This window comes from Citrobacter sp. MGH105 (assembly GCF_001037485.2).
In the GTDB taxonomy this organism is placed as follows: Bacteria; Pseudomonadota; Gammaproteobacteria; order Enterobacterales; family Enterobacteriaceae; genus Citrobacter; species Citrobacter portucalensis.
This window is the reverse complement of the sequence record NZ_CP073048.1, coordinates 2,270,748-2,293,000: the sequence shown is the minus strand read 5'-3', so window position 1 is coordinate 2,293,000 and position 22,253 is coordinate 2,270,748. Positions and strand designations below refer to the sequence as shown.

The window sequence follows — 22,253 nt, the reverse complement described above, 5'->3', positions numbered from 1 at the left end:
GAGGTACTCCAGACAGAGGGTGCCGCCAACAATGAGGGTGCGCGAATGGCTACGATTGATTCCATGAACAAGGACAGCACACGGTTAAGCGATGGACCCGACTGGACGTTTGATCTGCTGGATGTCTATCTGGCAGAGATAGACCGCGTGGCGAAACTCTACAGACTGGATACCTACCCGCACCAAATCGAGGTGATCACCTCCGAACAGATGATGGACGCTTATTCCAGCGTCGGGATGCCGATCAACTATCCTCACTGGTCGTTTGGTAAAAAGTTTATTGAAACCGAGCGCTTGTATAAGCATGGTCAGCAGGGGCTGGCCTATGAGATCGTTATCAACTCCAACCCATGCATCGCGTATCTGATGGAGGAGAACACCATCACTATGCAGGCGCTGGTGATGGCGCATGCCTGCTACGGACACAACTCCTTTTTCAAAAACAACTACCTGTTCCGAAGCTGGACGGATGCCAGTTCCATTGTCGATTACCTGATCTTCGCGCGAAACTATATTACCCAGTGTGAAGAGCGTTACGGCGTGGATGAAGTCGAAAAGCTGCTCGACTCCTGCCATGCGCTGATGAACTACGGCGTTGACCGTTACAAACGCCCGCAAAAAATTTCCCTACAGGAAGAGAAAGCCCGTCAGAAAAGCCGTGAAGAGTATCTGCAAAGCCAGGTGAATATGTTGTGGCGCACGCTGCCGAAGAAAGAGGAAGAGAAAACCGTGGCGGAAGCCCGGCGTTATCCCTCTGAGCCACAGGAGAACCTGCTGTACTTCATGGAGAAGAGCGCCCCGCTGCTGGAGTCCTGGCAACGTGAAGTCCTGCGCATTGTACGCAAGGTCAGCCAGTATTTTTATCCGCAGAAACAGACGCAGGTGATGAACGAGGGCTGGGCCACTTTCTGGCATTACACCATCCTGAACCACCTTTATGATGAAGGTAAAGTCACCGAACGGTTTATGCTGGAGTTTCTGCATAGCCATACCAATGTGGTATTTCAGCCGCCCTACAACAGCCCGTGGTATAGCGGGATAAACCCTTATGCCCTGGGGTTTGCCATGTTCCAGGATATCAAACGTATTTGTCAGTCGCCGACCGAGGAGGACAAATACTGGTTCCCGGACATAGCGGGTTCTGACTGGCTGGAAACCCTGCATTTTGCGATGCGCGATTTCAAAGATGAGAGCTTTATCAGCCAGTTCCTGTCACCAAAGGTGATGCGTGATTTCCGTCTGTTCACCGTGCTGGATGACGATCGTCACAACTATCTGGAGATTTCAGCGATTCATAACGAGGAAGGATATCGTGAGATCCGCAACAGGTTGTCGTCGCAATACAACCTCAGCAACCTGGAGCCGAATATTCAAATCTGGAATGTCGATCTGCGTGGCGACCGTTCGCTCACCTTACGCTATATTCCGCATAACCGCGCACCGCTGGATAAAGGACGCAAAGAAGTGCTCAAGCACGTACACCGGCTTTGGGGTTTTGACGTGATGCTGGAGCAACAGAATGAAGATGGCAGCGTGGAACTGTTGGAGCGTTGCCCGCCAAGGATGAACGGTCTGTAAATCTTATTGCCGGAGGCGGTGTAAACACCTAATCCGGCCTACGAAGTGCACGTATTGTAGGCCGGATAAGACGCTTTGGCGTCGCCATCCGGCTTTGAGCGATTAACGTCCCTGAATCGCCAAATCGCCCGGCAGGCTCTTTTGCATGCGATGCCAAATTTCGCCACTGTCGTGACCATAGCGACGCACCGTTTCATACACCTGCTCATGAGCGCCCTGCTCGCAGAGTTCTGACAGTTTACGGTAGAAGCTCAGCGCCAGCGCGCGCGCTTCCGGATTGGCAAAATAATGACGACCAATGCGGGTATATAATCCTTTCATACCGTTGAGGATCAAACCGTAAATCGGATTGCCGGAGGCAAATGCCAGGCCGCGGAAAATGTTATAGTCCAGATCGGCAAATGCGTCAGCGTGGTCGGCCACCTGATTTGCCGTCGCCAGAACCTCCTGTGCTTTATCAGGATGCTGGCGAAATGCAGTGCGAACAAAGATCGTCGAAATATTGGTACGCACGGACAGCAGATTATCAATCAACTGCGGGACACTCTCGTGATCGAGACGCGCCAGCGTTTCAAGAATATTCAGCCCGGAGGTTTCCCAGAAGTTATTCACCTTCGTCGGTTTGCCGTGTTGAATGGTCAACCAGCCATCTCGCGCCAACCGCTGCAATACTTCGCGTAGCGTGGTACGTGTCACCCCAATAAGTTCGGAGAGTTCACGTTCAGCGGGCAAAATAGTGCCAGGTGGGAAGCGGTTATTCCAGATACTTTCAATGATGTACTCTTCCGCGAACCCAGCCGGGCTTTGCGCCTTAATGACCATAGTAAAAATTCCATTACACAGCAAAACATAGTTACACACATCATACCAGATGGGTATCTTAGCTGATAGCTGACGCAATGAAGAAAAAGTGGATCAAGGCTTCATTTTCCAAATAACGCTACAGCACAGCCAACCTTACCAGTCTCGTGAATAGCTTGCCTGTGCTCCCTCCTCCCGCTAAGCTTTGCGGTCAAACATAAAAACATGATTTCATTTTTAAAGGTAGGGAAATCACCATGGAGCTATCATGGGGCCGCGCTATGTGGCGCAATTTTTTAGGTCAATCACCAGACTGGTACAAACTTGCACTGCTTGTCTTCTTAGTCGTTAACCCGATTATTTTTTTCATCAACCCTTTTATTGCCGGCTGGTTGCTGGTGGCCGAGTTCATTTTCACGCTGGCGATGGCGTTAAAATGTTACCCACTGCTGCCAGGCGGGCTGTTGGCTATTGAAGCTGTCATTATTGGTATGACCAGCGCCACGCATGTGCGTGAAGAGGTTGCCGCAAATCTTGAGGTGTTATTGCTGCTGATGTTTATGGTGGCAGGCATCTACTTTATGAAGCAGCTATTACTGTTTATTTTCACTCGTCTGCTGCTCACTATTCGCTCCAAGACGCTGCTGTCACTGTCTTTTTGTGTTGCAGCCGCTTTTCTCTCTGCGTTCCTCGATGCGTTGACCGTCGTTGCCGTGGTAATCAGCGTTGCGGTCGGTTTTTATGGTATCTACCATCGCGTTGCTTCTTCTCGCGCGGAAGACAACAACATGCTCGATGACAGCCATATCGATCAGCACAATAAGGTCGTTCTTGAGCAGTTCCGCGGTTTTCTGCGTAGCCTGATGATGCACGCGGGGGTCGGTACGGCGTTAGGCGGCGTGATGACCATGGTGGGTGAGCCACAAAACCTGATTATCGCCAAAGCGGCTGGCTGGCATTTTGGCGACTTCTTCCTGCGTATGTCGCCAGTTACCGTCCCGGTACTGATTTGCGGCCTGTTAACTTGTGTGCTGGTCGAGAAATTGCGCTGGTTTGGCTATGGCGAAACGCTGCCGGAGACCGTCCGTGATGTCCTGCAACAGTTTGACGATCAAAGCCGCCAACAACGTACCCGCCAGGACAAAATCAAACTGATTGTGCAGGCGATTATTGGCGTCTGGCTGGTCGTTGCTTTGGCACTGCATCTGGCAGAAGTCGGATTGATCGGTTTGTCGGTCATCATTCTGGCAACCTCGTTGACCGGCGTCACCGACGAACATGCGATAGGTAAAGCCTTTACCGAGTCGCTACCCTTCACCGCGCTGCTGACCGTGTTCTTCTCTATTGTCGCGGTGATTATCGATCAACAGCTCTTTTCGCCGATTATTCAGTTTGTTTTGCAGTCGTCTGAACATGCACAACTGACGCTGTTTTATCTCTTCAACGGCCTGCTGTCTTCGATCTCTGATAACGTTTTTGTTGGTACGATTTATATCAATGAAGCCAAAGCCGCGATGGAACATGGGACCATCAGCCTTAACCAATTTGAGCTGTTGGCGGTAGCGATCAATACCGGGACCAACCTGCCTTCGGTGGCCACGCCAAACGGCCAGGCTGCATTCCTGTTCCTGCTGACCTCTGCACTGGCGCCGTTGATTCGCCTCTCTTATGGTCGCATGGTGTGGATGGCTCTGCCTTATACTCTCGTCCTGACGCTCGTCGGCCTGCTTTGCGTCGAGTTCACGTTAGTTCCGGTGACCGAGTGGATGACTCAAACGGGCTGGTTAGCTACACTTTCATAACAATTAACCGGGCGAATCACTGCCCGGTTTGACTTTTTGCATGATAAATATCCGATTACGCAAATTTTCAATTCCCGCTAGTGGCGCATAAAGTGAATTGGTTTAAACTGCGGTCTCTACGCATGTTGCAGGGAAATGATTATGTTGCGATTTTTAAACCAGTGCTCCCGAGGTCGTGGGGCATGGTTATTGTTGGCGTTAACCGCCTTTGCGCTGGAGCTCGTCGCGCTGTGGTTCCAGCACGTCATGCTGCTAAAACCTTGCGTGTTGTGTATTTACGAACGTAGCGCATTATTTGGCGTGATGGGGGCAGGGCTGGTGGGTGCTATCGCACCAAAAACACCGCTGCGCTATGTGGCGATGATAATCTGGATTTACAGTGCCTGGCGCGGACTTCAGTTAGCGTATGAGCACACCATGATTCAGCTGCACCCATCCCCGTTTATGACCTGTGATTTTGCCGCACGCTTCCCAAGCTGGCTGCCACTGGACAAATGGCTGCCGCAGGTGTTTTTAGCGTCCGGTGACTGTGCTGAGCGCCAGTGGTCTTTTTTAACCCTGGAAATGCCGCAGTGGCTGTTGGGGATCTTCGCCGCCTACCTGGTGGTCGCCGTGCTGGTAGTGATAGCACAGCCGTTCAAACCGAAAAAACGTGACCTCTTCGGTCGCTAACAGAGACGCTCCTTCGGGAGCGTTTTTTTTTGCCTTAAATTCATTGCCTGCTGGCATCTATAAGATGTATATTAAATACATCTTATAGATGCCACACCAAGGAGATGTCTTATGTCCCATTTACGCATCCCGGCAAACTGGAAAGTTAAACGCTCTACTCCCTTCTTCACAAAAGACAACGTCCCAGCAGCACTGCTTTCTCACCATAACACTGCAGCAGGCGTTTTTGGCCAGCTTTGTGTGATGGAAGGTACGGTAACGTATTACGGCTTTGCCAATGAAGACGCAAAAGAACCTGAAGTGAAAGTGGTGATTAATGCCGGTCAGTTTGCGACCAGTCCGCCGCAGTACTGGCATCGCGTTGAATTAAGCGACGATGCGCAATTCAACATCAATTTCTGGGTTGAAGATGACAACCATGGCGATGAGATGTATCAGGCGAAAAAGTCTTAAGCCTTAACGCCTGCTAATCGATGGGCGGCTTAGTCCGCCCATGAAGGTTTGTTCAAAATATGATCCTGCCAGTCACGCACTTCCGATTCTTTCACCGCAATATGACGTACTGAAATACGTTCACCGTGCATCGCCGCTTTTGATCCCGTCAGCAGTGGATGCCACTCCGGCAGCCCTTTACCTTCCGCTAGCAGACGATACGCACAGGTCATCGGCAGCCATTCAAAGGTAGGCAGATTATCGCGCGTCAGTTTGATACAGTCAGGCTCGTACTCGAATCGGCGTTCGTAATTACGGCACTGACAGGTTTTGATATTGAGCTGCTTACACGCGACGTTAGTAAAATAGATTTCGTCGGTGTCTTCATCCATCAGCTTATGCAGGCAGCATTGACCACACCCGTCACATAATGACTCCCACTCGGCATCGGTCATTTCATCCAGGGTTTTACTTTGCCAGAAAGGTATGTCGCTCATCAGGGTATCCGCTATTGCAATAAAGCTGCACCTTATAACCAGTCTGGCACGCTGATGCAAGTTTTGCCGCCCGAAAAGGCGGCAAGAAGAGATTACAGCACGCGTGTCGTCAGCGTTTGACCATGAAAACTGATAGCCAGCTCATCACCGCTGTTTAACGGCCCAACGCCCGCTGGCGTCCCCGTCAACACAACATCGCCCGCTTTGAGGGTAAAGAAACGACTCATGTAGGCAATCAAAGGAACGATTTGATGGATCATATCCGCCGTGGTGCCGTGCTGGCGCTGCTCACCGTTAACCGTTAACCCGAGCATCGTATCCTGAGGATCACCATTAAATTCCGCTACCGGAATAAACCCTGACAGCGGGCAAGAGTTATCAAAGCCCTTCGCTTTTTCCCACGGTTGCCCCGCCTTCTTCATTTTGCCCTGAATATCACGCAGGGTCAGATCCAACGCGACGCCATAGCCTGCGATGGCTTTGCGCACATGTTCTTCCGTCGCCTGACGTAGGGTCGCGCCAATTAGCACAGCCAGCTCAACTTCATGGTGAACCGAACCCATATCAGATGGGATCACCAGCGGCTGGCGTAAATCGCACAGCGCGGTTTCCGGTTTAATAAACAGCACCGGCTCTTCCGGGGTACTTCCGCCCATCTCTTTAATATGATTAGCATAGTTACTCCCTACACAAACCACCTTACTCACCGGATAATCCAGCAGAGCACCATGCCAGTTATGATGTTGATACATTACTTTCCCCTAACGTAGTTATCAATTTCAGGTACTGCATCGATGGGGCGTGCTGCTGCCGGATGCAGTTTAACGTTTATCGTCTGGTGTATTTTGTTTCGTCGCGGCCAGATGCTGTTTAAGTAAATCTTCTGGCGGCGGTGGTATTTGTAAATAATAGCCCTGCTCGGTGAGTGCCTGTTTTACTTTTTCCAGATCGGCATTAACCAGCTTTTTACGGCCATCAAGCGGCAACATCATTGCCAGCGTCGGCTGACCAAATCCTTTCATCAGTTCTTCAGGAACTCGCGAGAAATCGTCTTTTTTTTCGACATATAAATAGGTCTGGTCACGTTTACTGCTTCGGTAGATCACACAAAACATATCTTTTACTCTGAATTCACGGAATGGTGGCTTGCCTCAATATAATACTGACTATAACATGCCTTATAGTCTTCGGAATATCACCCCGCGCTGGGGATGATAAATAGCAAATTGAGTAAGGCCAGGATGTCAAACACGCCAATCGAGCTTAAAGGCAGTAGCTTCACCTTATCAGTGGTTCATTTACATGAAGCAGAACCCGAGGTTATTCGTCAGGCGTTGGAAGACAAAATCGCGCAGGCACCTGCTTTTTTAAAACATGCTCCCGTAGTGGTTAACGTGAGTGGTCTTGAAAGCCCGGTAAACTGGTCAGCGCTGCAGAAGGTTGTCGCGTCTACCGGATTGCGCATTATCGGCGTTAGCGGATGCAAAGACGCCAGACTCAAGGCTGAAATCGACGAAATGGGTCTTCCTTTACTAACTGAAGGTAAAGAAAAAGCTATTCGTCCTGCGCCCGTTGAGGCCCCGGCTCCCGTCGCTCCGCCACAAAACGTTACTCCCATCACAAAAACACGATTAATAAATGTGCCGGTTCGTTCCGGTCAGCGCATTTATGCACCACAATGTGATCTGATTGTTACAAGCCACGTCAGTGCAGGCGCAGAGCTTATCGCTGATGGCAATATTCATGTTTATGGAATGATGAGAGGCCGTGCGTTGGCAGGCGCAAGCGGTGACCGGGAAGCGCAAATTTTTTGTACCCATCTGACGGCAGAACTGGTGTCTATCGCAGGTGTTTATTGGCTGAGTGATAAAATCCCAGCAGAATTTTATGGCAAAGCGGCACGTCTGCAATTAGCAGAGAACGCTTTGACAGTTCAACCGTTGAATTGATCCCTTTTTAACAAGGAATTTCTATGGCACGCATTATTGTTGTTACTTCGGGTAAAGGGGGCGTTGGCAAAACCACCTCCAGCGCGGCCATCGCTACAGGTTTGGCCCAGAAGGGAAAGAAAACTGTCGTTATTGATTTTGATATCGGCCTGCGTAATCTTGATCTGATTATGGGTTGTGAACGCCGCGTCGTTTACGACTTCGTCAACGTTATTCAGGGCGATGCGTCGTTAAATCAGGCGCTAATCAAAGATAAGCGTACCGAAAATCTCTTTATTCTTCCGGCCTCACAAACTCGCGATAAAGACGCGCTGACGCGTGAAGGCGTCGCGAAAGTTCTGGACGATCTGAAAACGATGGAATTCGACTTCATCGTCTGCGACTCTCCGGCGGGTATTGAAACCGGTGCGCTGATGGCCCTGTATTTTGCCGATGAAGCGATTATTACCACCAACCCGGAAGTCTCCTCTGTACGTGACTCTGACCGTATACTGGGTATTCTGGCGTCGAAATCTCGTCGCGCGGAAAACGGTGAAGATCCAATTAAAGAGCATTTGTTGCTGACGCGCTACAACCCTGGCCGCGTTAATAAAGGTGACATGCTGAGCATGGAAGACGTACTGGAAATTCTGCGAATCAAGCTGGTTGGAGTGATTCCTGAAGATCAGTCAGTCCTGCGCGCGTCTAACCAGGGTGAGCCGGTTATTCTCGACATCAATGCTGATGCCGGTAAAGCCTATGCTGATACCGTAGACCGTCTGTTGGGAGAAGAACGTCCTTTCCGCTTCATTGAAGAAGAGAAGAAAGGTTTCCTCAAACGCCTGTTCGGAGGATAAGTTATGGCATTACTGGATTTTTTTCTCTCGCGGAAAAAGAGCACAGCGAACATCGCTAAAGAGCGACTGCAGATTATTGTTGCGGAACGTCGTCGTAGTGACGCCGAGCCACATTATTTACCGCAGCTGCGTAAGGATATTCTCGACGTTATCTGTAAGTATGTACAAATTGATCCCGAAATGGTCACGGTACAACTTGAACAAAAAGACGGCGATATTTCGATCCTCGAACTTAACGTGACATTACCTGAAGCAGAAGAGTCTAAATAAGCTCTTTTGTCGCTAAATCATGGTTACGAAAAAGGCAGATTATTCTGCCTTTTTTATTTTCTGTCTCTGACTAACCTATTGAGCATTTATTCCAAAGTAAACTTTGGGTAGTTTTCGGCAAAATAGCGGCGCAAATACTCAACCGTAATACGGATTTTTGCCGACGTCGCCAGCCGGGAGACATAAACCGCCCATATATTGGCGGGTTGATAATACTCAGGCAATATATGCACCAGATGTCCGCTGGCAATGTTGTCGCAAACGTCCCACCACGAACGCAAAGCAATTCCCTGCCCATCCAGACACCATTGATGTACCACTTCACCATGGTTAGACGACAGCGGCCCCGTAACCTTTATTGAGTGTGCGCCCTCTTTATTACGCATTTGCCAGATACCAAACGGATGGTCGCGTTCTTTAATAACCAGGCAGGGAAAAGTAGAAAGATCGTTCAGTTGTTTCGGCACTCCATGCTGCGCCACAAACTCCGGCGAGGCGCACAGAATACGATAGTTAGTCGCCAGCTTGCGGGCAATCAGGTTCGGCGCGATATCATCCCCGATACGAATATCGAGATCGACGCCCTCATTGACCATATCTACCAGACGGTCTTCAACATCGAACCTCAGTTCTAACTGCGGGTACTCTTTTGCCAGCGCAGACAGCGCCGGAGCGACCACCCGGCGGCCAAAACCAAAGCTACTGATAATTCGTAGCATCCCCTGCGGGATCTGCCTGGCATCGGACAGCTCGTCCATCATCTGATCGACATCCTGCAGGATCCGCTGTGCCCATTCGTAAATCCGTTCCCCCTCTTCCGTGATGGTTACGCGCCGCGTTGTTCGGTGCAACAGCACCACGTTCAGCGTTTGCTCCAACAGGGCAACGCGCTTACTGATAAAAGCCGGAGATACGCCCAGCTCTTCGGCAACGGCGGCAAATCCCGCACGACGTGCAACCAGCATAAAGACGCGTAAATCATTTAGCAGCGGCAGATTATTCATGATCTGTGTTTTATGTTTCACCAGTTAGGGGGATTAACTATTAATCAGTCAATTATAGGATACGGGGAAAGTCAATTTTGATGGCGTACAAGTGAGAGCTGCTATGAAGAAAACCTGTCGTATTGCCGCTATCCCCGGAGATGGCATTGGTAAAGAAGTCCTGCCTGAAGGCATTCAGGTGTTGCAGGCAGCCGCCGAGCGTTGGGGGTTGTCACTCAGCTTTGAGCAAATGGAATGGGCCAGCTGCGAGTACTACACCCATCACGGAAAGATGATGCCGGATGACTGGCATGAACAGTTACAATCCTTCGATGCTATCTATTTTGGTGCCGTTGGCTGGCCGGACACCGTGCCGGACCACATCTCATTATGGGGCTCGCTGCTTAAGTTTCGCCGCGAATTCGACCAGTATGTCAACCTGCGCCCGGTACGTCTGTTTCCAGGCGTACCTTGCCCGCTGGCTGGCAAGCAGCCTGGAGACATTGATTTCTATGTGGTGCGCGAGAACACCGAGGGAGAATACTCTTCACTCGGCGGACGCGTAAGCGAAGGTACAGAACACGAAGTGGTTATCCAGGAGTCGGTCTTCACCCGTCGCGGCGTCGATCGAATTTTGCGTTACGCTTTCGAGCTGGCACAAAATCGCCCGCGTAAAACCCTGACCTCGGCGACCAAATCCAACGGCCTGGCCATCAGCATGCCGTACTGGGACGAGCGTGTAGAAGCAATGGCGGCTCACTATCCCGAGATCCGTTGGGATAAACAGCATATTGATATACTCTGCGCCCGCTTTGTGATGCAGCCGGAGCGTTTTGACGTGGTGGTTGCCTCCAACCTGTTTGGCGACATCCTTTCCGATCTGGGTCCAGCCTGTACCGGAACGATTGGCATTGCGCCTTCAGCCAACTTAAACCCGGAACGCACCTTCCCGTCTCTGTTCGAGCCAGTACACGGTTCGGCCCCCGATATCTACGGCAAGAACATCGCCAACCCTATAGCGACTATCTGGGCTGGCGCCATGATGCTCGACTTCCTTGGCAACGGTGATGCTAACTATAAAGCCGCACACGACGGTATTCTGGCTGCAATTGAGCAGGTTATTGCCAGCGGCCCGAAAACACCGGATATGAAAGGCAATGCCACCACCCAACAGGTTGGCGAGGCCATCTCTCGGGCATTGCGTTAGAGGTCAAACCACGGAATATGAGCCGCGTCACTGACGCGGCTTTTTTATGCTTTTTATGGCGCCAATAACCTGCGCCAATTCACCTTTTATTATTTCCGTTCTGTGTTTTATTGCTTCACGCATCGAGTAATTGTTTAATTCATGTAAAGAACAAATAATAAAATTATTAAATACAAAATCACTGATTCCCTACAGCATGATAACAACGACAGGCTAATGCCATACGCGGGCAACTGTGCCCAGGAGATCCCATGTTGAGCAACGTTAAGAAAAAAGACATGCCGCTGATAGCCATCAGTCTGGTGGCTATTCTTTTCATCGCCGCCACACTTAGTCTCTTCCCTCAGCAGTCTGCACAAGTCGCAAATACCCTTTTTAACGGCGTTACCCGGATGCTGGGTTCCGCCGTGCAGATCCTCGTTCTGATGGCGATGGGTCTGGTCGTCTGGCTGGCCACCAGCAAATACGGCAATATTCGTCTGGGAGAAGGAAAAGCGGAATACAGCACGCTGTCCTGGCTGTTTATGTTTATTTGTGCCGGACTAGGTTCCTCCACGCTCTACTGGGGCGTTGCTGAGTGGGCCTATTATTACCAGACCCCGGGTCTGAATATCGCTCCGCACTCGCAAAAAGCACTGGAATACAGCTTACCCTACTCTTTTTTCCATTGGGGAATCAGCGCCTGGGCGACCTATACGCTGGCTTCATTAACCATGGCCTACCACTTTCATGTGCGGAAAAACAAAGGGCTGAGCCTGTCCGGAATAATCGCCGCTATCACCGGCGTGCATCCGCAGGGCGTCTGGGGCCGGCTGGTTGATTTGATGTTCCTGATCGCCACAGTTGGCGCGTTAACCATCTCTCTGGTTGTCACCGCCGCCACCTTTACCCGTGGTTTATCTGCTCTCACGGGTTTACCGGATAACTTCACAGTACAGGCGTTTGTTATCCTGTTCTCTGGCGGCATTTTCTGTCTGAGCTCCTGGATTGGCATCAACAACGGTTTGCAACGTCTGAGCAAAATGGTGGGCTGGGGGGCGTTTTTACTGCCGCTGCTGGTGCTGATTGTCGGCCCGACCGAGTTCATCACCAACAACATCATTAACGCCATCGGTCTGACGACACAAAACTTTTTGCAGATGAGTCTGTTCACCGACCCGCTAGGCAACGGTGAGTTCACCCGCAACTGGACGGTGTTCTATTGGCTGTGGTGGATCTCCTACACCCCTGGCGTGGCAATGTTTGTCACTCGCGTATCCCGAGGTCGCAAAATCAAAGAGGTTATCTGGGCGTTAATCCTGGGTAGTACCGTTGGCTGCTGGTTCTTCTTTGGCGTGATGGAAAGCTACTCCATTCACCAATTTGTGAACGGTGTGATCGACGTACCGCAGGTTATGGCCACGTTAGGCGGCGAAACAGCCGTACAGCAAGTGTTGATGTCGTTGCCTGCCGGGAAACTGTTCCTGGTGGCGTATCTGGCGATCATGATTATTTTTCTCGCCTCGCATATGGATGCCGTCGCCTACACCATGGCGGCCACCAGCACGCGTAACCTGCAGGAAGGGGAAGATCCGCAACGTAGCTTACGTCTGTTCTGGTGCGTGGTCATCACCCTGATCCCATTATCGATTTTGTTCACCGGCGCGTCCCTGGAAACCATGAAGACCACGGTGGTTCTGACCGCACTTCCCTTCCTCGCCATTCTGTTGGTGAAGGTTGGCGGTTTTCTTCGTTGGGTACGGCAGGACTATGCCCACGTTCCTGCACATCAAATTGAAGGCCATCTCCCCGAAACGCCAGTGGACGTCCCCGTCGCACCACCGGCCGCGACATTACTCAAAGGCGACAATTAAGCGCCAGTAAAAAATCCTCTTACTCACAAATTAAAGGTATTCCAATGAGCAATCTGAGCCCTGAGTTTATTCTGCCGCAAAATTTCTGTGCCAACCCACAGGACGCCTGGACTATCCCTGCCCGGTTCTATACCGACCATCAGGCCTTCGAGCACGAGCAGGAGAAAGTGTTCGCTAAGAGCTGGATTTGCGTCGCCCACAGTAGCGAACTGGCGAAACCCAATGACTATGTAACCCGGGAAGTGATTGGCGAGAACATCGTGCTGGTACGTGGTCGCGATAACGTGCTGCGCGCGTTCTACAACGTTTGCCCGCATCGTGGTCATCAGCTGTTGAGCGGCGAAGGGAAAGCGAAAAATGTGATTACCTGCCCTTACCACGCCTGGGCATTCAAGCTTGACGGTAACCTGGCGCATGCACGTAACTGCGAAAACGTTGCCAACTTCGACAGTGAGAAAGCACATCTCACCCCGGTACGGCTGGAGGAATATGCCGGATTCGTGTTTATCAACATGGATCCGAACGCGGGCAGCGTAGAAGAACAACTCCCAGGTCTTGCAGACAAAGTTATCGAAGCCTGCCCTGATGTGCATGACCTGAAGCTGGCGGCGCGCTTTACGACCCGAACTCCAGCCAACTGGAAGAATATTGTCGATAACTATCTGGAGTGCTACCACTGCGGCCCGGCTCACCCTGGTTTTTCCGACTCGGTTCAGGTTGATCGTTACTGGCATACTATGCACGGCAACTGGACGCTACAATACGGTTTCGCCAAACCGTCAGAGCAGTCATTTAAGTTCGAAGAAGGTGTTGATGCCGCCTTCCACGGTTTCTGGCTGTGGCCGTGCACCATGCTCAACGTTACGCCAATCAAAGGCATGATGACCGTTATCTACGAATTTCCAGTGGATGCAGAAACTACGCTGCAAAACTATGACATCTACTTCACCAACGAAGATCTGACCGAAGAGCAGAAACAACTGATCGAATGGTATCGCAACGTCTTCCGCCCTGAAGATTTACGTCTGGTTGAAAGCGTCCAAAAAGGGTTGAAATCGCGCGGGTATCGCGGTCAGGGCCGCATTATGGCCGACACCAGCGGCAGCGGTATCTCCGAACATGGCATTGCCCATTTCCATAATCTGGTCGCGCAGGTGTTTCAGGAATAACCAGAGGCTGTAACGACAGGTTCCGGCGCATCGTTAACCCGCGCCGGACAGATTTTTTAGGGAGTGCCGCAATGTCTGATTATCAAATGCAAGAAGTCCGGGTCAGCCGGATTGAGACGATTACCGCGCAGGTAAAACGCTTTACCTTAACGGCGACATCAGGCGAGCCGTTGCCCGCGTTTCAGGGTGGCAGCCATATTATCGTGCAGATGCGCGATGGCGAGAATCTGTACAGCAATGCTTACTCGCTGATGAGTTCACCCTTTGATACGAGCGCCTGGCAAATCGCCGTACGACTGGAGGAAGCATCCAAAGGCGGCTCACGATATCTGCATCAAAACGTGAAACCCGGCGACACGCTCACGATCTCCACACCAAACAATCTGTTCGCCCTCGCCCCTCAGGCACAACAACATCTGTTGATTGCTGGAGGTATCGGCATCACACCGTTTTTATCGCATATCCCGGAGCTGGAACATTCTAAGGCGCAATGGCAACTGCATTATTGCTCTCCCAGTCAAGACAACTGCGCGTTTTATGACGAACTCCTGCAACACCCCAGCGTCGATCGTATTCATCTGCATCTGTCAAGCGCAGGGACCCGCCTTGATTTATCTCGCCTGCTGGCCGATGTCGAACCCGGCACACATATTTACACCTGCGGGCCAGCAGTGCTCAACGATGCCGTCAGAGAAGCGGCTTCCCTCCATAGACTTGACAGCAATACGCTACATTTCGAACAATTTGCGCTGGAAGATAAAAGCGGTGATGCCTTTACCCTAGTTCTGGCGCGTTCCGGACGCGAGTTTGTGGTCCCGGAAGAGATGACCATTTTGCAGGTTATCGAAAATAACAAAGCCGCGCGCGTTGAGTGCCTGTGCCGGGAAGGTGTTTGCGGCACCTGTGAAACGACGATTCTTGAAGGGGAAGCGGATCACCGCGATCAGTATTTCAGCGACGACGAAAAAGCTAGCCAGCAAAGCATACTTATTTGCTGCTCACGCGCCAAAGGTAAGCGCCTGGTGCTTGATTTGTAGCGTTGCGCAGGCCGGGTTAGCAATGGCGCAACCCGGCGAGCCTGGTGACTTACTGCGGATATTCCTGCAGCAGCGCGTTGAGACGATCGGACATCAGTTCGCCACGCCAACCGGAAACCAACTCCGGCAGGGTCTGCTGCGGCTTTAATTTCCAGTGCCAGTTGAGTAGCTGGTTGATTTGACGGCGTGAAGCCAGCAGTTCGACGCTAAGATTATGCTCAGTACTTACCTCGGCAACCAGCGCCTTGATAGCTTTAAACGCTTTGCGGTATCCAGGCATATCCATCAAATTCAGCAGCGGCTGTGGCAGTGATTCTTCCGGTAAAGCCTGCGCTTTTTCTACCAGAGAAATCAGCGTTTTGCCGTGTAAGCGAATTTCACTACCGGAAAGGCCGAGGCTGTCCAGTTCACCCAGACTCCCTGGCATATAACGAGCGACCGCCCACAGGTGTTCTTCACGCACCACAAAGTTCACCGCCAGATCGCGCTCACGCGCTTTACGCAGTCGCCAGTCGGCAAGCAGTTGCAGGCAGGCCAACTGACGAGTACGCAACTGCCAGGCGTTAGTGATATCGCGCCATGCGTCTTCAGGCGCCAGAACCTCCTGGCGACGCTGCTGCATTAAGCGACATTCGTCCAGTGCGGCTGGCAGCCAGCCGCTGGCTTCAGTTTCAACCATCAGTTTTGTGGTGATCGGTAATAGATACCAGACATCAGCCGCCGCGTACTCACACTGACGCTCGGTCAGCGGTCTGGCCAGCCAGTCGGTGCGGGATTCGCTTTTGTCCAGCGCCACCCCCGTAAACTCTTCCACCATCGCGGCAAACCCCCACGACAGCGGACGACCGCAAAAAGCAGCCAGAATTTGTGTATCAATCAACGGCTGCGGCAGTTCGCCAAAAGCGTTGAGAAACACTTCCAGATCTTCGCTACCTGCATGCAGGAATTTGGTGATGGCAGTATCACGCAGAATATCGCGCAGCGGCGACCAGTCGGTGATCCCCTGCGGATCAATCAGAGCAACGTGTTTGCCATCAAACAGCTGGATCAGCCCCAACTGCGGATAATAGGTACGCGTGCGAACAAATTCTGTATCCAGGGCTATCGCCGGAAATTCACGGACGGCTTCGCACAGCGTGGCCAACGCGTCGTCCGTGGTGATCATTTGATAATTCAAATCGTGCTCTCTTAGGTTTGCGCCAAAAAAAACGCCGGATTTCCCGGCGTTTTCTACTGGCTGACTTAACGCTCAGCCTTTATTGTCCACTTTGGCACGCGCTTCGTCACGTAATTCTCGTCGCAAAATTTTACCAACGTTAGATTTCGGCAACTCATCGCGAAACTCCACCAGCTTTGGTACTTTATAGCCCGTCAGGTGACGACGACAGAAAGTGACCAGCGCGTCATCGGTTAACGAGGCATCTTTCTTCACCACGAAAATTTTCACCGCTTCACCGCTGCTGCCGGACGGAACCCCAACAGCAGCCACTTCCTGCACGCCAGGGTGTTGCATAACCACGTCTTCAATTTCATTAGGGTAGACGTTAAAGCCGGACACCAGGATCATATCTTTCTTACGATCGACAATACGCAGGAAGCCTTCATCATCCATCACCGCAATATCGCCGGTGTGCAGCCAGCCGTCTTTGATGATTTCGTCAGTGGCGTCTGGTCGCTGCCAGTAGCCCAGCATCACCTGTGGACCTTTCACACACAGCTCACCCGGTTCTCCCGGCGGCACTTCGTTGTCGTCGTCGTCCACCAGCTTGACCTCAGTGGAGGGAACCGGTAAACCGATACTTCCGCTGTGGTAGTCAATATCGTGAGGGTTGACACTCACCAGCGGCGCGCACTCCGTCAGGCCATAACCTTCGAGAAGATACTGCCCCGTCAGCTTCACCCAACGTTCAGCTACCGCCTGTTGAACCGGCATTCCGCCACCTGCTGAAAGGTGCAGTGACGAGAAGTCCAGTTGCTGAAACTCTTTGTTATTCAGCAGCGCGTTAAACAGCGTATTTACGCCGGTCATCGCGGTAAACGGATACTTCGCCAGTTCTTTGACCAGTCCTGGGATATCACGCGGGTTAGTAATCAGCAGGTTTTGACCACCCAGCTCAATAAACAGCAGGCAGTTCATCGTCAGCGCAAAAATGTGATACAGCGGTAGAGCCGTTACCACCAGTTCTTTGCCCGGATGCAGCAACGGGCCGTAGGTGGCGTTAACCTGCTCCAGGTTAGCCAGCATGTTGCGGTGCGTGAGCATCGCGCCTTTCGCCACGCCGGTTGTCCCGCCGGTATATTGCAGGAACGCCAGATCTTCCGACACCACTTCGGGTTTCACATACTGCATGCGATAGCCGTTTTGCAGCGCACTGCGAAACGAGATGGCATCCGGCAGGTGATACTTCGGCACCAGGCGCTTGATGTACTTCACGACAAAGTTAACCAGCGTTCCTTTGGCGGTCGACAGCTGATCGCCCATACGCGTCAGGATCACGTGTTGCACCGACGTTTTGTCGACCACTTTTTCCAGCGTATGGGCAAAGTTGGACACGATGACTATCGCCGACGCGCCGCTATCGTTGAGCTGATGTTCCAGCTCGCGAGGCGTATACAACGGGTTCACGTTCACGACGATCATGCCGGCACGTAAAATCCCAAACAGTGCGACCGGATATTGCAGCAGATTCGGCATCATCAGCGCGACGCGATCGCCCTTTTTCAGCCCGAGCCCCTGTTGTAAATAAGCGGCAAACGCACGGCTACGCTCTTCAAGCTTGCGGAAGGTCATCACCTCCCCCATGTTTACAAACGCGGGCTGATCGGCATAGCGTCTTACTGAGTGTTCAAAGAGTTCCACCAGGGATTGATAACGGTCAGGATTGATCTCCGCAGGAACACCAGCGGGATAACGGTTAAGCCAAACCTTTTTCAATACATCACCTCTAAAATGCGTATTCGTCGTCATCACAACCCCAGGCAATAAACAAACTGTTAACATAATATTAACTCAGCGTACCAGTTTGTTTATTACACAACGACAAGGTTGCGAAGCACGTCACTATTTATTTTTCTTATATCCACGTTAATGCAGAAACAGCGGACGAGCCGCTATTTCTTTTACCAATAAAACAAAGAGTTACTCTGTTACTATGGTCTGAACCTGTGCCGGGCCGGGATTGTACCAGCCCCATCCGCCGTAGCCGCCGTAAGGCCAGCCACGCGCACCGTAGAACCAGGGGTCGATAGGCTGAGGCGGCATGACAATCTGCTGAGTAATATGCCAACGTTTATAACCAGTTACCTGCATCAGCATGAATTTATACGGCGTATTACCGATTTTTCCGTCCACCGTACCGCTTATCGGGCCGACGACGGTGACCAACTGACCACGGAAATCTACCGGGTCGAGAAAGCCATTTACATCAGCATAAATCCGCCCACGAGAGGCTTCACCCAGCACGGGGCGAGCACCGCTATCGAGCGGAACGGTGGCAATTTCCAGACGGGATTTTCCCTGCTGGTTCTGAATATCCACCACTTTGCCACCGAAACGCGCTTCCTGTCCGACATACAGCTGCGGCGCATTCATCACCCGCACCAGATCCTGCTGCGGCATCGGGCTCGAACCTTTAATCGCATCCGGGATGGTGACGCAGCCGCTAAGCATTAACGCTAAGGCCCCCGCCAACACACCTTTCAATAACTGCTTTTGCACCGCCATATTGCGACTCCCTTTTCTTAGCGCCAGCCCCGGCATAATCACAATGCTGTTTACTGACGACTGTACGTCTTAGCCGGGGTTCTACTACTAAGATTCATTCTTTACCGGGAAGTTTCTTCCACGCCACGGTGTTACGTAAATAAACCGGTTCAGCGTGTTCGACCGCTACGGTCTCACCCGCAGCCAGCATTTGCGTGGCGACGGGCAGCATGTCTTCAGCCGCTGGAAGCAGCACGTCACCATCGCTGAGCGTCAGCCCGCTGTCTTTACCAAGCTCAGGCCATGCCGGCCAGCCCGTCCCGACCGTCACCCAGTCGCCAGACAGCTGCAATAAACGCTCATGTACCTGCTCGGGGGTTAACACCGCTTCGGTTTTTTCACCGTGCCAGTTACCGTTGTCATCACGCTGGTATTCGGCCCAGTAGACTTCGCCCATTCGCGCGTCAATCGCCGCCAGTACGCGAGTCGCGCCCGACTTACGCCAGGCGCCCTGTGCCATGGTCGCCAGGGTGGAGACGCCGATCATCGGTAAGTTTGCGCCTAACGCCAGCCCCTGAGCAATGCCAATACCGATACGCACGCCGGTGAAACTGCCGGGACCGCGACCAAACGCCAGGGCGTCGATATCGGTTAACGTGAGATCGCCAGCGGCCAGGATTTCCTGAACCATCGGTAAAATTCGTTGGGTGTGTTCTCGTGGGCAAAGCTCAAAGAGAGCCTTGATAGTACCGCCATTCCACAGGGCAACAGAGCACGCCTCTGTGGCGGTATCGATAGCCAGAATTCGCATGGGTGTTTGTGATCAGATCAATAAATTTGGCGCGCATCTTACCACACTCCGTAACAAATTACTCAGTCGTTGGTATGGCAAGAAAGCGAACCGCGCGAGCGATGTCACGCGTCCGCGGCGCAGGAGGAAGACTCGCCAGGAAGGTGGCGCCGTATGGCCGCATAACCAGACGATTGTCGCAAATCACCAGCACGCCGCGATCGTCAGCATCACGTATCAGACGCCCTACACCCTGCTTCAGGGTGATTACCGCATCCGGCAACTGGACGTCTTCAAACGGATCGCCGCCGCGCAGTCGACAATCCTCCATTCGGGCTTTTAACAGCGGGTCGTCCGGCGAGGTAAATGGCAGTTTATCGATTATCACCAGCGACAGCGTATCGCCGCGCACGTCCACGCCCTCCCAGAAGCTGCTGGTGGCAACCAATAGCGCATTACCTGCGCTGACAAACTGCTGTAGCAGTTGTCCTTTGCTGGTTTCGCCCTGCAGCAGTACGGGAAGCGTCATCGTAGCGCGGAATTGTTCCGCCAGATCGCGCATCATCGCGTGCGAAGTGCACAGCATAAAACAGCGGCCGTTGTTCGCTTCGATAATAGGTCGCAGCATGGATGCTAACTGGCGCGCAGCCCCCGGCTGGTTGGTTTGCGGGAGATTACGCGGCACGCACAGCAGCGCCTGGCGCGTGTAATCAAATGGGCTTGGCAGCAGCATCGACTCGGCATCTTCAATACCCAGTCGTGCGGTGAAATGATGAAGATCGTCGTTTACCGACAGCGTCGCGGAAGTAAAAATCCAGCAGCCCGGCTTTTGTTCCATCACCTCTTTGAATTTATCCGCCACCGTAAGCGGTGTCAGCGCGAGGGTGAAATGGCGGGAGGTGCATTCATACCAGTAGCTGAAGCCTGGCTGATTGATCTCTTTCAGGCGCTTCAGACGCGCACGATAAAGCGTGGCGCGCTCAAACGCGGCATCCAGCAATGCCGAACGCCCGAGAGACAGCTTCGCCACGTCATAACACAGCTCCAGCGTGTCATCGAGCAGCAAAAACGCGCGCTGTACGCGCAGGTCGGCCAGCAGTTCCCGCAGATTTCCGCGATAGCCCGGCTCACCAAGCTGCAAGCGGAAGTCCTGAGCGCTTTGTGCAAGGCGATCGGCGCATTTTTGCAGCTGCTGAGTGTCTTTCAGCTCGGTGCGATAGGCAATGGTGATGTCTTTCGCCAGGTCTAACAGCTGGCGACTGGAGAGCGATTGACCAAAGTACTGGCTGGCGATATCCGGTAACTGATGCGCTTCATCGAAGATCATCACATCAGCTTCCGGGATCAGTTCGCCAAACCCGCTCTCTTTTACCACCATATCGGCGAGAAACAGATGATGGTTAACCACGACGACATCCGCATCCATCGCTTTTTTACGCGCTTTAACGACAAAACACTCTTTATACAGCGGGCAGTCGCTGCCCAGACAGTTGTCATTAGTGCTGGTCACCAGCGGCCAGGCCTGAGAGTCTTCCGCCACGCTGACGCAGGTGCTGATGTCCCCATCAAGGGTTTGATTTGACCAGGAGCGCAGCAGAATGACGTCGCTTAATGTTTGTACCGGCAAGTCGCCACCCGCCAGCGCCTGCTGTTCGAGACGCTCAAGGCACAGATAGTTTGAACGCCCTTTCAGCAGCGCCAGTTTACCGGTGAACTTCAGTGCTTTCGCGACGGTCGGGAGGTCGCGGCTGTATAGCTGATCCTGCAACGCCTTCGAGCCCGTGGAGACAATGACCTTCTTTCCTGCACGCAGCGCTGGGGCAAGATAAGCGTAGGTTTTACCCGTTCCGGTTCCGGCTTCTACCACCAGCGGTTGTGATTTTTCGATGGCATGACTGACGGCGATGGCCATCTGCCGCTGTGGTTCTCGCGGTTTAAAACCCGGTATCGCTTTAGCCAACTGACCGTCTGCTGCAAAATCGTCCGTCACACTGCCCCCTGTTCATTTGAACAGGGATTATGTCAGGCCAGCGGGTCTTTCGCCAGTTGAAGAGGTGACGTGGGCACAACATTATGGCAGTCTTGGCGCAACCCAAAGCTATTATGAAAAAACGTAAATGAGGAATGATTTATGACGATTGTGCGCATTGATGCCGAAGCGCGTTGGTCCGACGTGGTAATCCACAACAACACGCTGTATTACACCGGCGTGCCGGAAAATCTGGATGCAGACGCCTTTGAGCAGACGGCAAATACGCTGGCGCAAATTGATGCGGTGCTGGAAAAACAAGGCAGCAACAAGTCACGTATTCTTGATGCCACCCTATTTTTGGCAGACAAAAACGATTTTGCCGCCATGAACAAAGCCTGGGACGCGTGGGTCGTTGCTGGCCACGCGCCGGTACGTTGTACCGTTCAGGCCGGATTGATGAACCCGAAATACAAAGTTGAGATTAAGATAATCGCTGCAGTTTAAGCGGCGTTATTCGTCTTCATCTTCAAAACGCGCCACGATCCGCTCGCCGGTATGACTGGCGCGTAACTCTTCAGCAACCAGAGCAATGGCTTGTCCGCTGCTCATCCCCTGCGACATCAGCTCCTGAATACGTTCAACCGCTTTTTGCTGCTGCTCATGACTGAGTGAAGGTAAACCTGCAAACATTGTTAACTCCTG

General features: G+C 52.3%; 23 protein-coding genes. 12 read left to right on the top strand and 11 right to left on the bottom strand.

Annotation, left to right across the window (positions count from 1 at the left end):
* The first annotated feature begins 45 nt into the window (after nucleotides 1-45).
* Nucleotides 46-1,578, top strand: coding sequence for a SpoVR family protein (locus SK35_RS11025; protein ID WP_048216203.1), 1,533 nt, complete (start codon nucleotides 46-48; stop codon nucleotides 1,576-1,578).
* A 102-nt stretch (nucleotides 1,579-1,680) separates the two neighbouring features.
* Here SK35_RS11025 and fadR read toward each other — a convergent pair whose 3' ends face one another.
* Nucleotides 1,681-2,400, bottom strand: coding sequence for a fatty acid metabolism transcriptional regulator FadR (fadR, locus tag SK35_RS11020; RefSeq protein WP_003833559.1), 720 nt, complete (start codon nucleotides 2,398-2,400; stop codon nucleotides 1,681-1,683).
* 236 nt (nucleotides 2,401-2,636) lie between these two features.
* Here fadR and nhaB point away from each other — a divergent pair, with 236 nt between their 5' ends.
* The 3 genes from nhaB to SK35_RS11005 all read left to right on the top strand — a co-directional run bounded on the left by nhaB (nucleotide 2,637) and on the right by SK35_RS11005 (nucleotide 5,306).
* Complete coding sequence (nhaB, locus tag SK35_RS11015) at nucleotides 2,637-4,181, top strand: Na(+)/H(+) antiporter NhaB (protein WP_008785014.1); 1,545 nt, start codon at nucleotides 2,637-2,639, stop codon at nucleotides 4,179-4,181.
* 141 nt (nucleotides 4,182-4,322) lie between these two features.
* Nucleotides 4,323-4,853 (top strand): disulfide bond formation protein DsbB, encoded by a 531-nt coding sequence (gene dsbB / locus SK35_RS11010; protein ID WP_003844060.1) that lies wholly within the window; start codon nucleotides 4,323-4,325, stop codon nucleotides 4,851-4,853.
* A 111-nt stretch (nucleotides 4,854-4,964) separates the two neighbouring features.
* The gene (locus SK35_RS11005) at nucleotides 4,965-5,306 is read left to right on the top strand and encodes a DUF1971 domain-containing protein (protein WP_003020940.1); all 342 of its coding nucleotides are present in this window, start codon (nucleotides 4,965-4,967) and stop codon (nucleotides 5,304-5,306) included.
* A gap of 29 nt (nucleotides 5,307-5,335) precedes the next feature.
* Here the strand turns inward: SK35_RS11005 and SK35_RS11000 are convergent, their stop codons facing one another.
* The 3 genes from SK35_RS11000 to SK35_RS10990 all read right to left on the bottom strand — a co-directional run bounded on the left by SK35_RS11000 (nucleotide 5,336) and on the right by SK35_RS10990 (nucleotide 6,897).
* A complete protein-coding gene (locus tag SK35_RS11000) occupies nucleotides 5,336-5,782 on the bottom strand; it encodes a YcgN family cysteine cluster protein (RefSeq protein WP_003020944.1) in 447 nt (148 codons plus the stop codon).
* A 92-nt stretch (nucleotides 5,783-5,874) separates the two neighbouring features.
* A complete protein-coding gene (locus SK35_RS10995) occupies nucleotides 5,875-6,534 on the bottom strand; it encodes a fumarylacetoacetate hydrolase family protein (protein ID WP_048216202.1) in 660 nt (219 codons plus the stop codon).
* A gap of 69 nt (nucleotides 6,535-6,603) precedes the next feature.
* Nucleotides 6,604-6,897 carry a YcgL domain-containing protein gene (locus SK35_RS10990; protein ID WP_003833735.1) on the bottom strand — a complete coding sequence of 98 codons (294 nt, stop codon included), beginning with the start codon at nucleotides 6,895-6,897 and terminating at the stop codon, nucleotides 6,604-6,606.
* 126 nt (nucleotides 6,898-7,023) lie between these two features.
* Here SK35_RS10990 and minC point away from each other — a divergent pair, with 126 nt between their 5' ends.
* From minC to minE, 3 genes are read left to right on the top strand one after another with little or no spacing between them, the layout of a single operon-like run.
* A complete protein-coding gene (minC, locus tag SK35_RS10985; RefSeq protein WP_003833736.1) occupies nucleotides 7,024-7,731 on the top strand; it encodes a septum site-determining protein MinC in 708 nt (235 codons plus the stop codon).
* A 23-nt stretch (nucleotides 7,732-7,754) separates the two neighbouring features.
* Nucleotides 7,755-8,567: a septum site-determining protein MinD gene (gene minD / locus SK35_RS10980; protein WP_003020956.1), complete on the top strand. Its 813-nt coding sequence runs from the start codon at nucleotides 7,755-7,757 to the stop codon at nucleotides 8,565-8,567.
* A gap of 3 nt (nucleotides 8,568-8,570) precedes the next feature.
* Nucleotides 8,571-8,837, top strand: coding sequence for a cell division topological specificity factor MinE (minE, locus tag SK35_RS10975; RefSeq protein WP_003833739.1), 267 nt, complete (start codon nucleotides 8,571-8,573; stop codon nucleotides 8,835-8,837).
* Nucleotides 8,838-8,923: 86 nt separating this feature from the next.
* On the opposite strand, the gene SK35_RS10970 is transcribed toward minE, so the two are convergent.
* The gene (locus SK35_RS10970; RefSeq protein WP_003833741.1) at nucleotides 8,924-9,841 is read right to left on the bottom strand and encodes a LysR family transcriptional regulator; all 918 of its coding nucleotides are present in this window, start codon (nucleotides 9,839-9,841) and stop codon (nucleotides 8,924-8,926) included.
* A 103-nt stretch (nucleotides 9,842-9,944) separates the two neighbouring features.
* Between SK35_RS10970 and SK35_RS10965 the strand changes: the two genes are divergently transcribed.
* The 4 genes from SK35_RS10965 (at nucleotide 9,945) to SK35_RS10950 (ending at nucleotide 15,086) form a co-directional block, all read left to right on the top strand.
* The gene (locus tag SK35_RS10965) at nucleotides 9,945-11,027 is read left to right on the top strand and encodes a tartrate dehydrogenase (RefSeq protein WP_048216201.1); all 1,083 of its coding nucleotides are present in this window, start codon (nucleotides 9,945-9,947) and stop codon (nucleotides 11,025-11,027) included.
* 251 nt (nucleotides 11,028-11,278) lie between these two features.
* Entirely contained in the window at nucleotides 11,279-12,880 is a 1,602-nt protein-coding gene (locus SK35_RS10960; protein WP_048216200.1) for a BCCT family transporter, read from the top strand.
* A 44-nt stretch (nucleotides 12,881-12,924) separates the two neighbouring features.
* A complete protein-coding gene (yeaW, locus tag SK35_RS10955) occupies nucleotides 12,925-14,049 on the top strand; it encodes a carnitine monooxygenase, oxygenase subunit YeaW (protein WP_048216199.1) in 1,125 nt (374 codons plus the stop codon).
* Between the two features lie 71 nt (nucleotides 14,050-14,120).
* On the top strand, nucleotides 14,121-15,086 hold the full coding sequence (locus SK35_RS10950) for a PDR/VanB family oxidoreductase (protein ID WP_048216198.1): 966 nt from the start codon (nucleotides 14,121-14,123) through the stop codon (nucleotides 15,084-15,086).
* Nucleotides 15,087-15,135: 49 nt separating this feature from the next.
* Here SK35_RS10950 and rnd read toward each other — a convergent pair whose 3' ends face one another.
* The 5 genes from rnd to SK35_RS10925 form a co-directional block, all read right to left on the bottom strand.
* Complete coding sequence (gene rnd / locus SK35_RS10945; RefSeq protein ID WP_048216197.1) at nucleotides 15,136-16,251, bottom strand: ribonuclease D; 1,116 nt, start codon at nucleotides 16,249-16,251, stop codon at nucleotides 15,136-15,138.
* A gap of 84 nt (nucleotides 16,252-16,335) precedes the next feature.
* Entirely contained in the window at nucleotides 16,336-18,021 is a 1,686-nt protein-coding gene (fadD, locus tag SK35_RS10940; RefSeq protein ID WP_125362605.1) for a long-chain-fatty-acid--CoA ligase FadD, read from the bottom strand.
* Between the two features lie 204 nt (nucleotides 18,022-18,225).
* Nucleotides 18,226-18,810 (bottom strand): Slp family lipoprotein, encoded by a 585-nt coding sequence (locus SK35_RS10935; RefSeq protein WP_003020975.1) that lies wholly within the window; start codon nucleotides 18,808-18,810, stop codon nucleotides 18,226-18,228.
* Between the two features lie 94 nt (nucleotides 18,811-18,904).
* The gene (gene tsaB / locus SK35_RS10930) at nucleotides 18,905-19,600 is read right to left on the bottom strand and encodes a tRNA (adenosine(37)-N6)-threonylcarbamoyltransferase complex dimerization subunit type 1 TsaB (protein ID WP_048216195.1); all 696 of its coding nucleotides are present in this window, start codon (nucleotides 19,598-19,600) and stop codon (nucleotides 18,905-18,907) included.
* Between the two features lie 58 nt (nucleotides 19,601-19,658).
* Entirely contained in the window at nucleotides 19,659-21,569 is a 1,911-nt protein-coding gene (locus SK35_RS10925; protein ID WP_048216194.1) for an ATP-dependent DNA helicase, read from the bottom strand.
* A 141-nt stretch (nucleotides 21,570-21,710) separates the two neighbouring features.
* Between SK35_RS10925 and SK35_RS10920 the strand changes: the two genes are divergently transcribed.
* Entirely contained in the window at nucleotides 21,711-22,055 is a 345-nt protein-coding gene (locus tag SK35_RS10920; RefSeq protein ID WP_003020984.1) for a RidA family protein, read from the top strand.
* 6 nt (nucleotides 22,056-22,061) lie between these two features.
* Here SK35_RS10920 and SK35_RS10915 read toward each other — a convergent pair whose 3' ends face one another.
* Nucleotides 22,062-22,241 (bottom strand): YoaH family protein, encoded by a 180-nt coding sequence (locus SK35_RS10915; RefSeq protein WP_003020986.1) that lies wholly within the window; start codon nucleotides 22,239-22,241, stop codon nucleotides 22,062-22,064.
* Nucleotides 22,242-22,253: the final 12 nt, after the last annotated feature.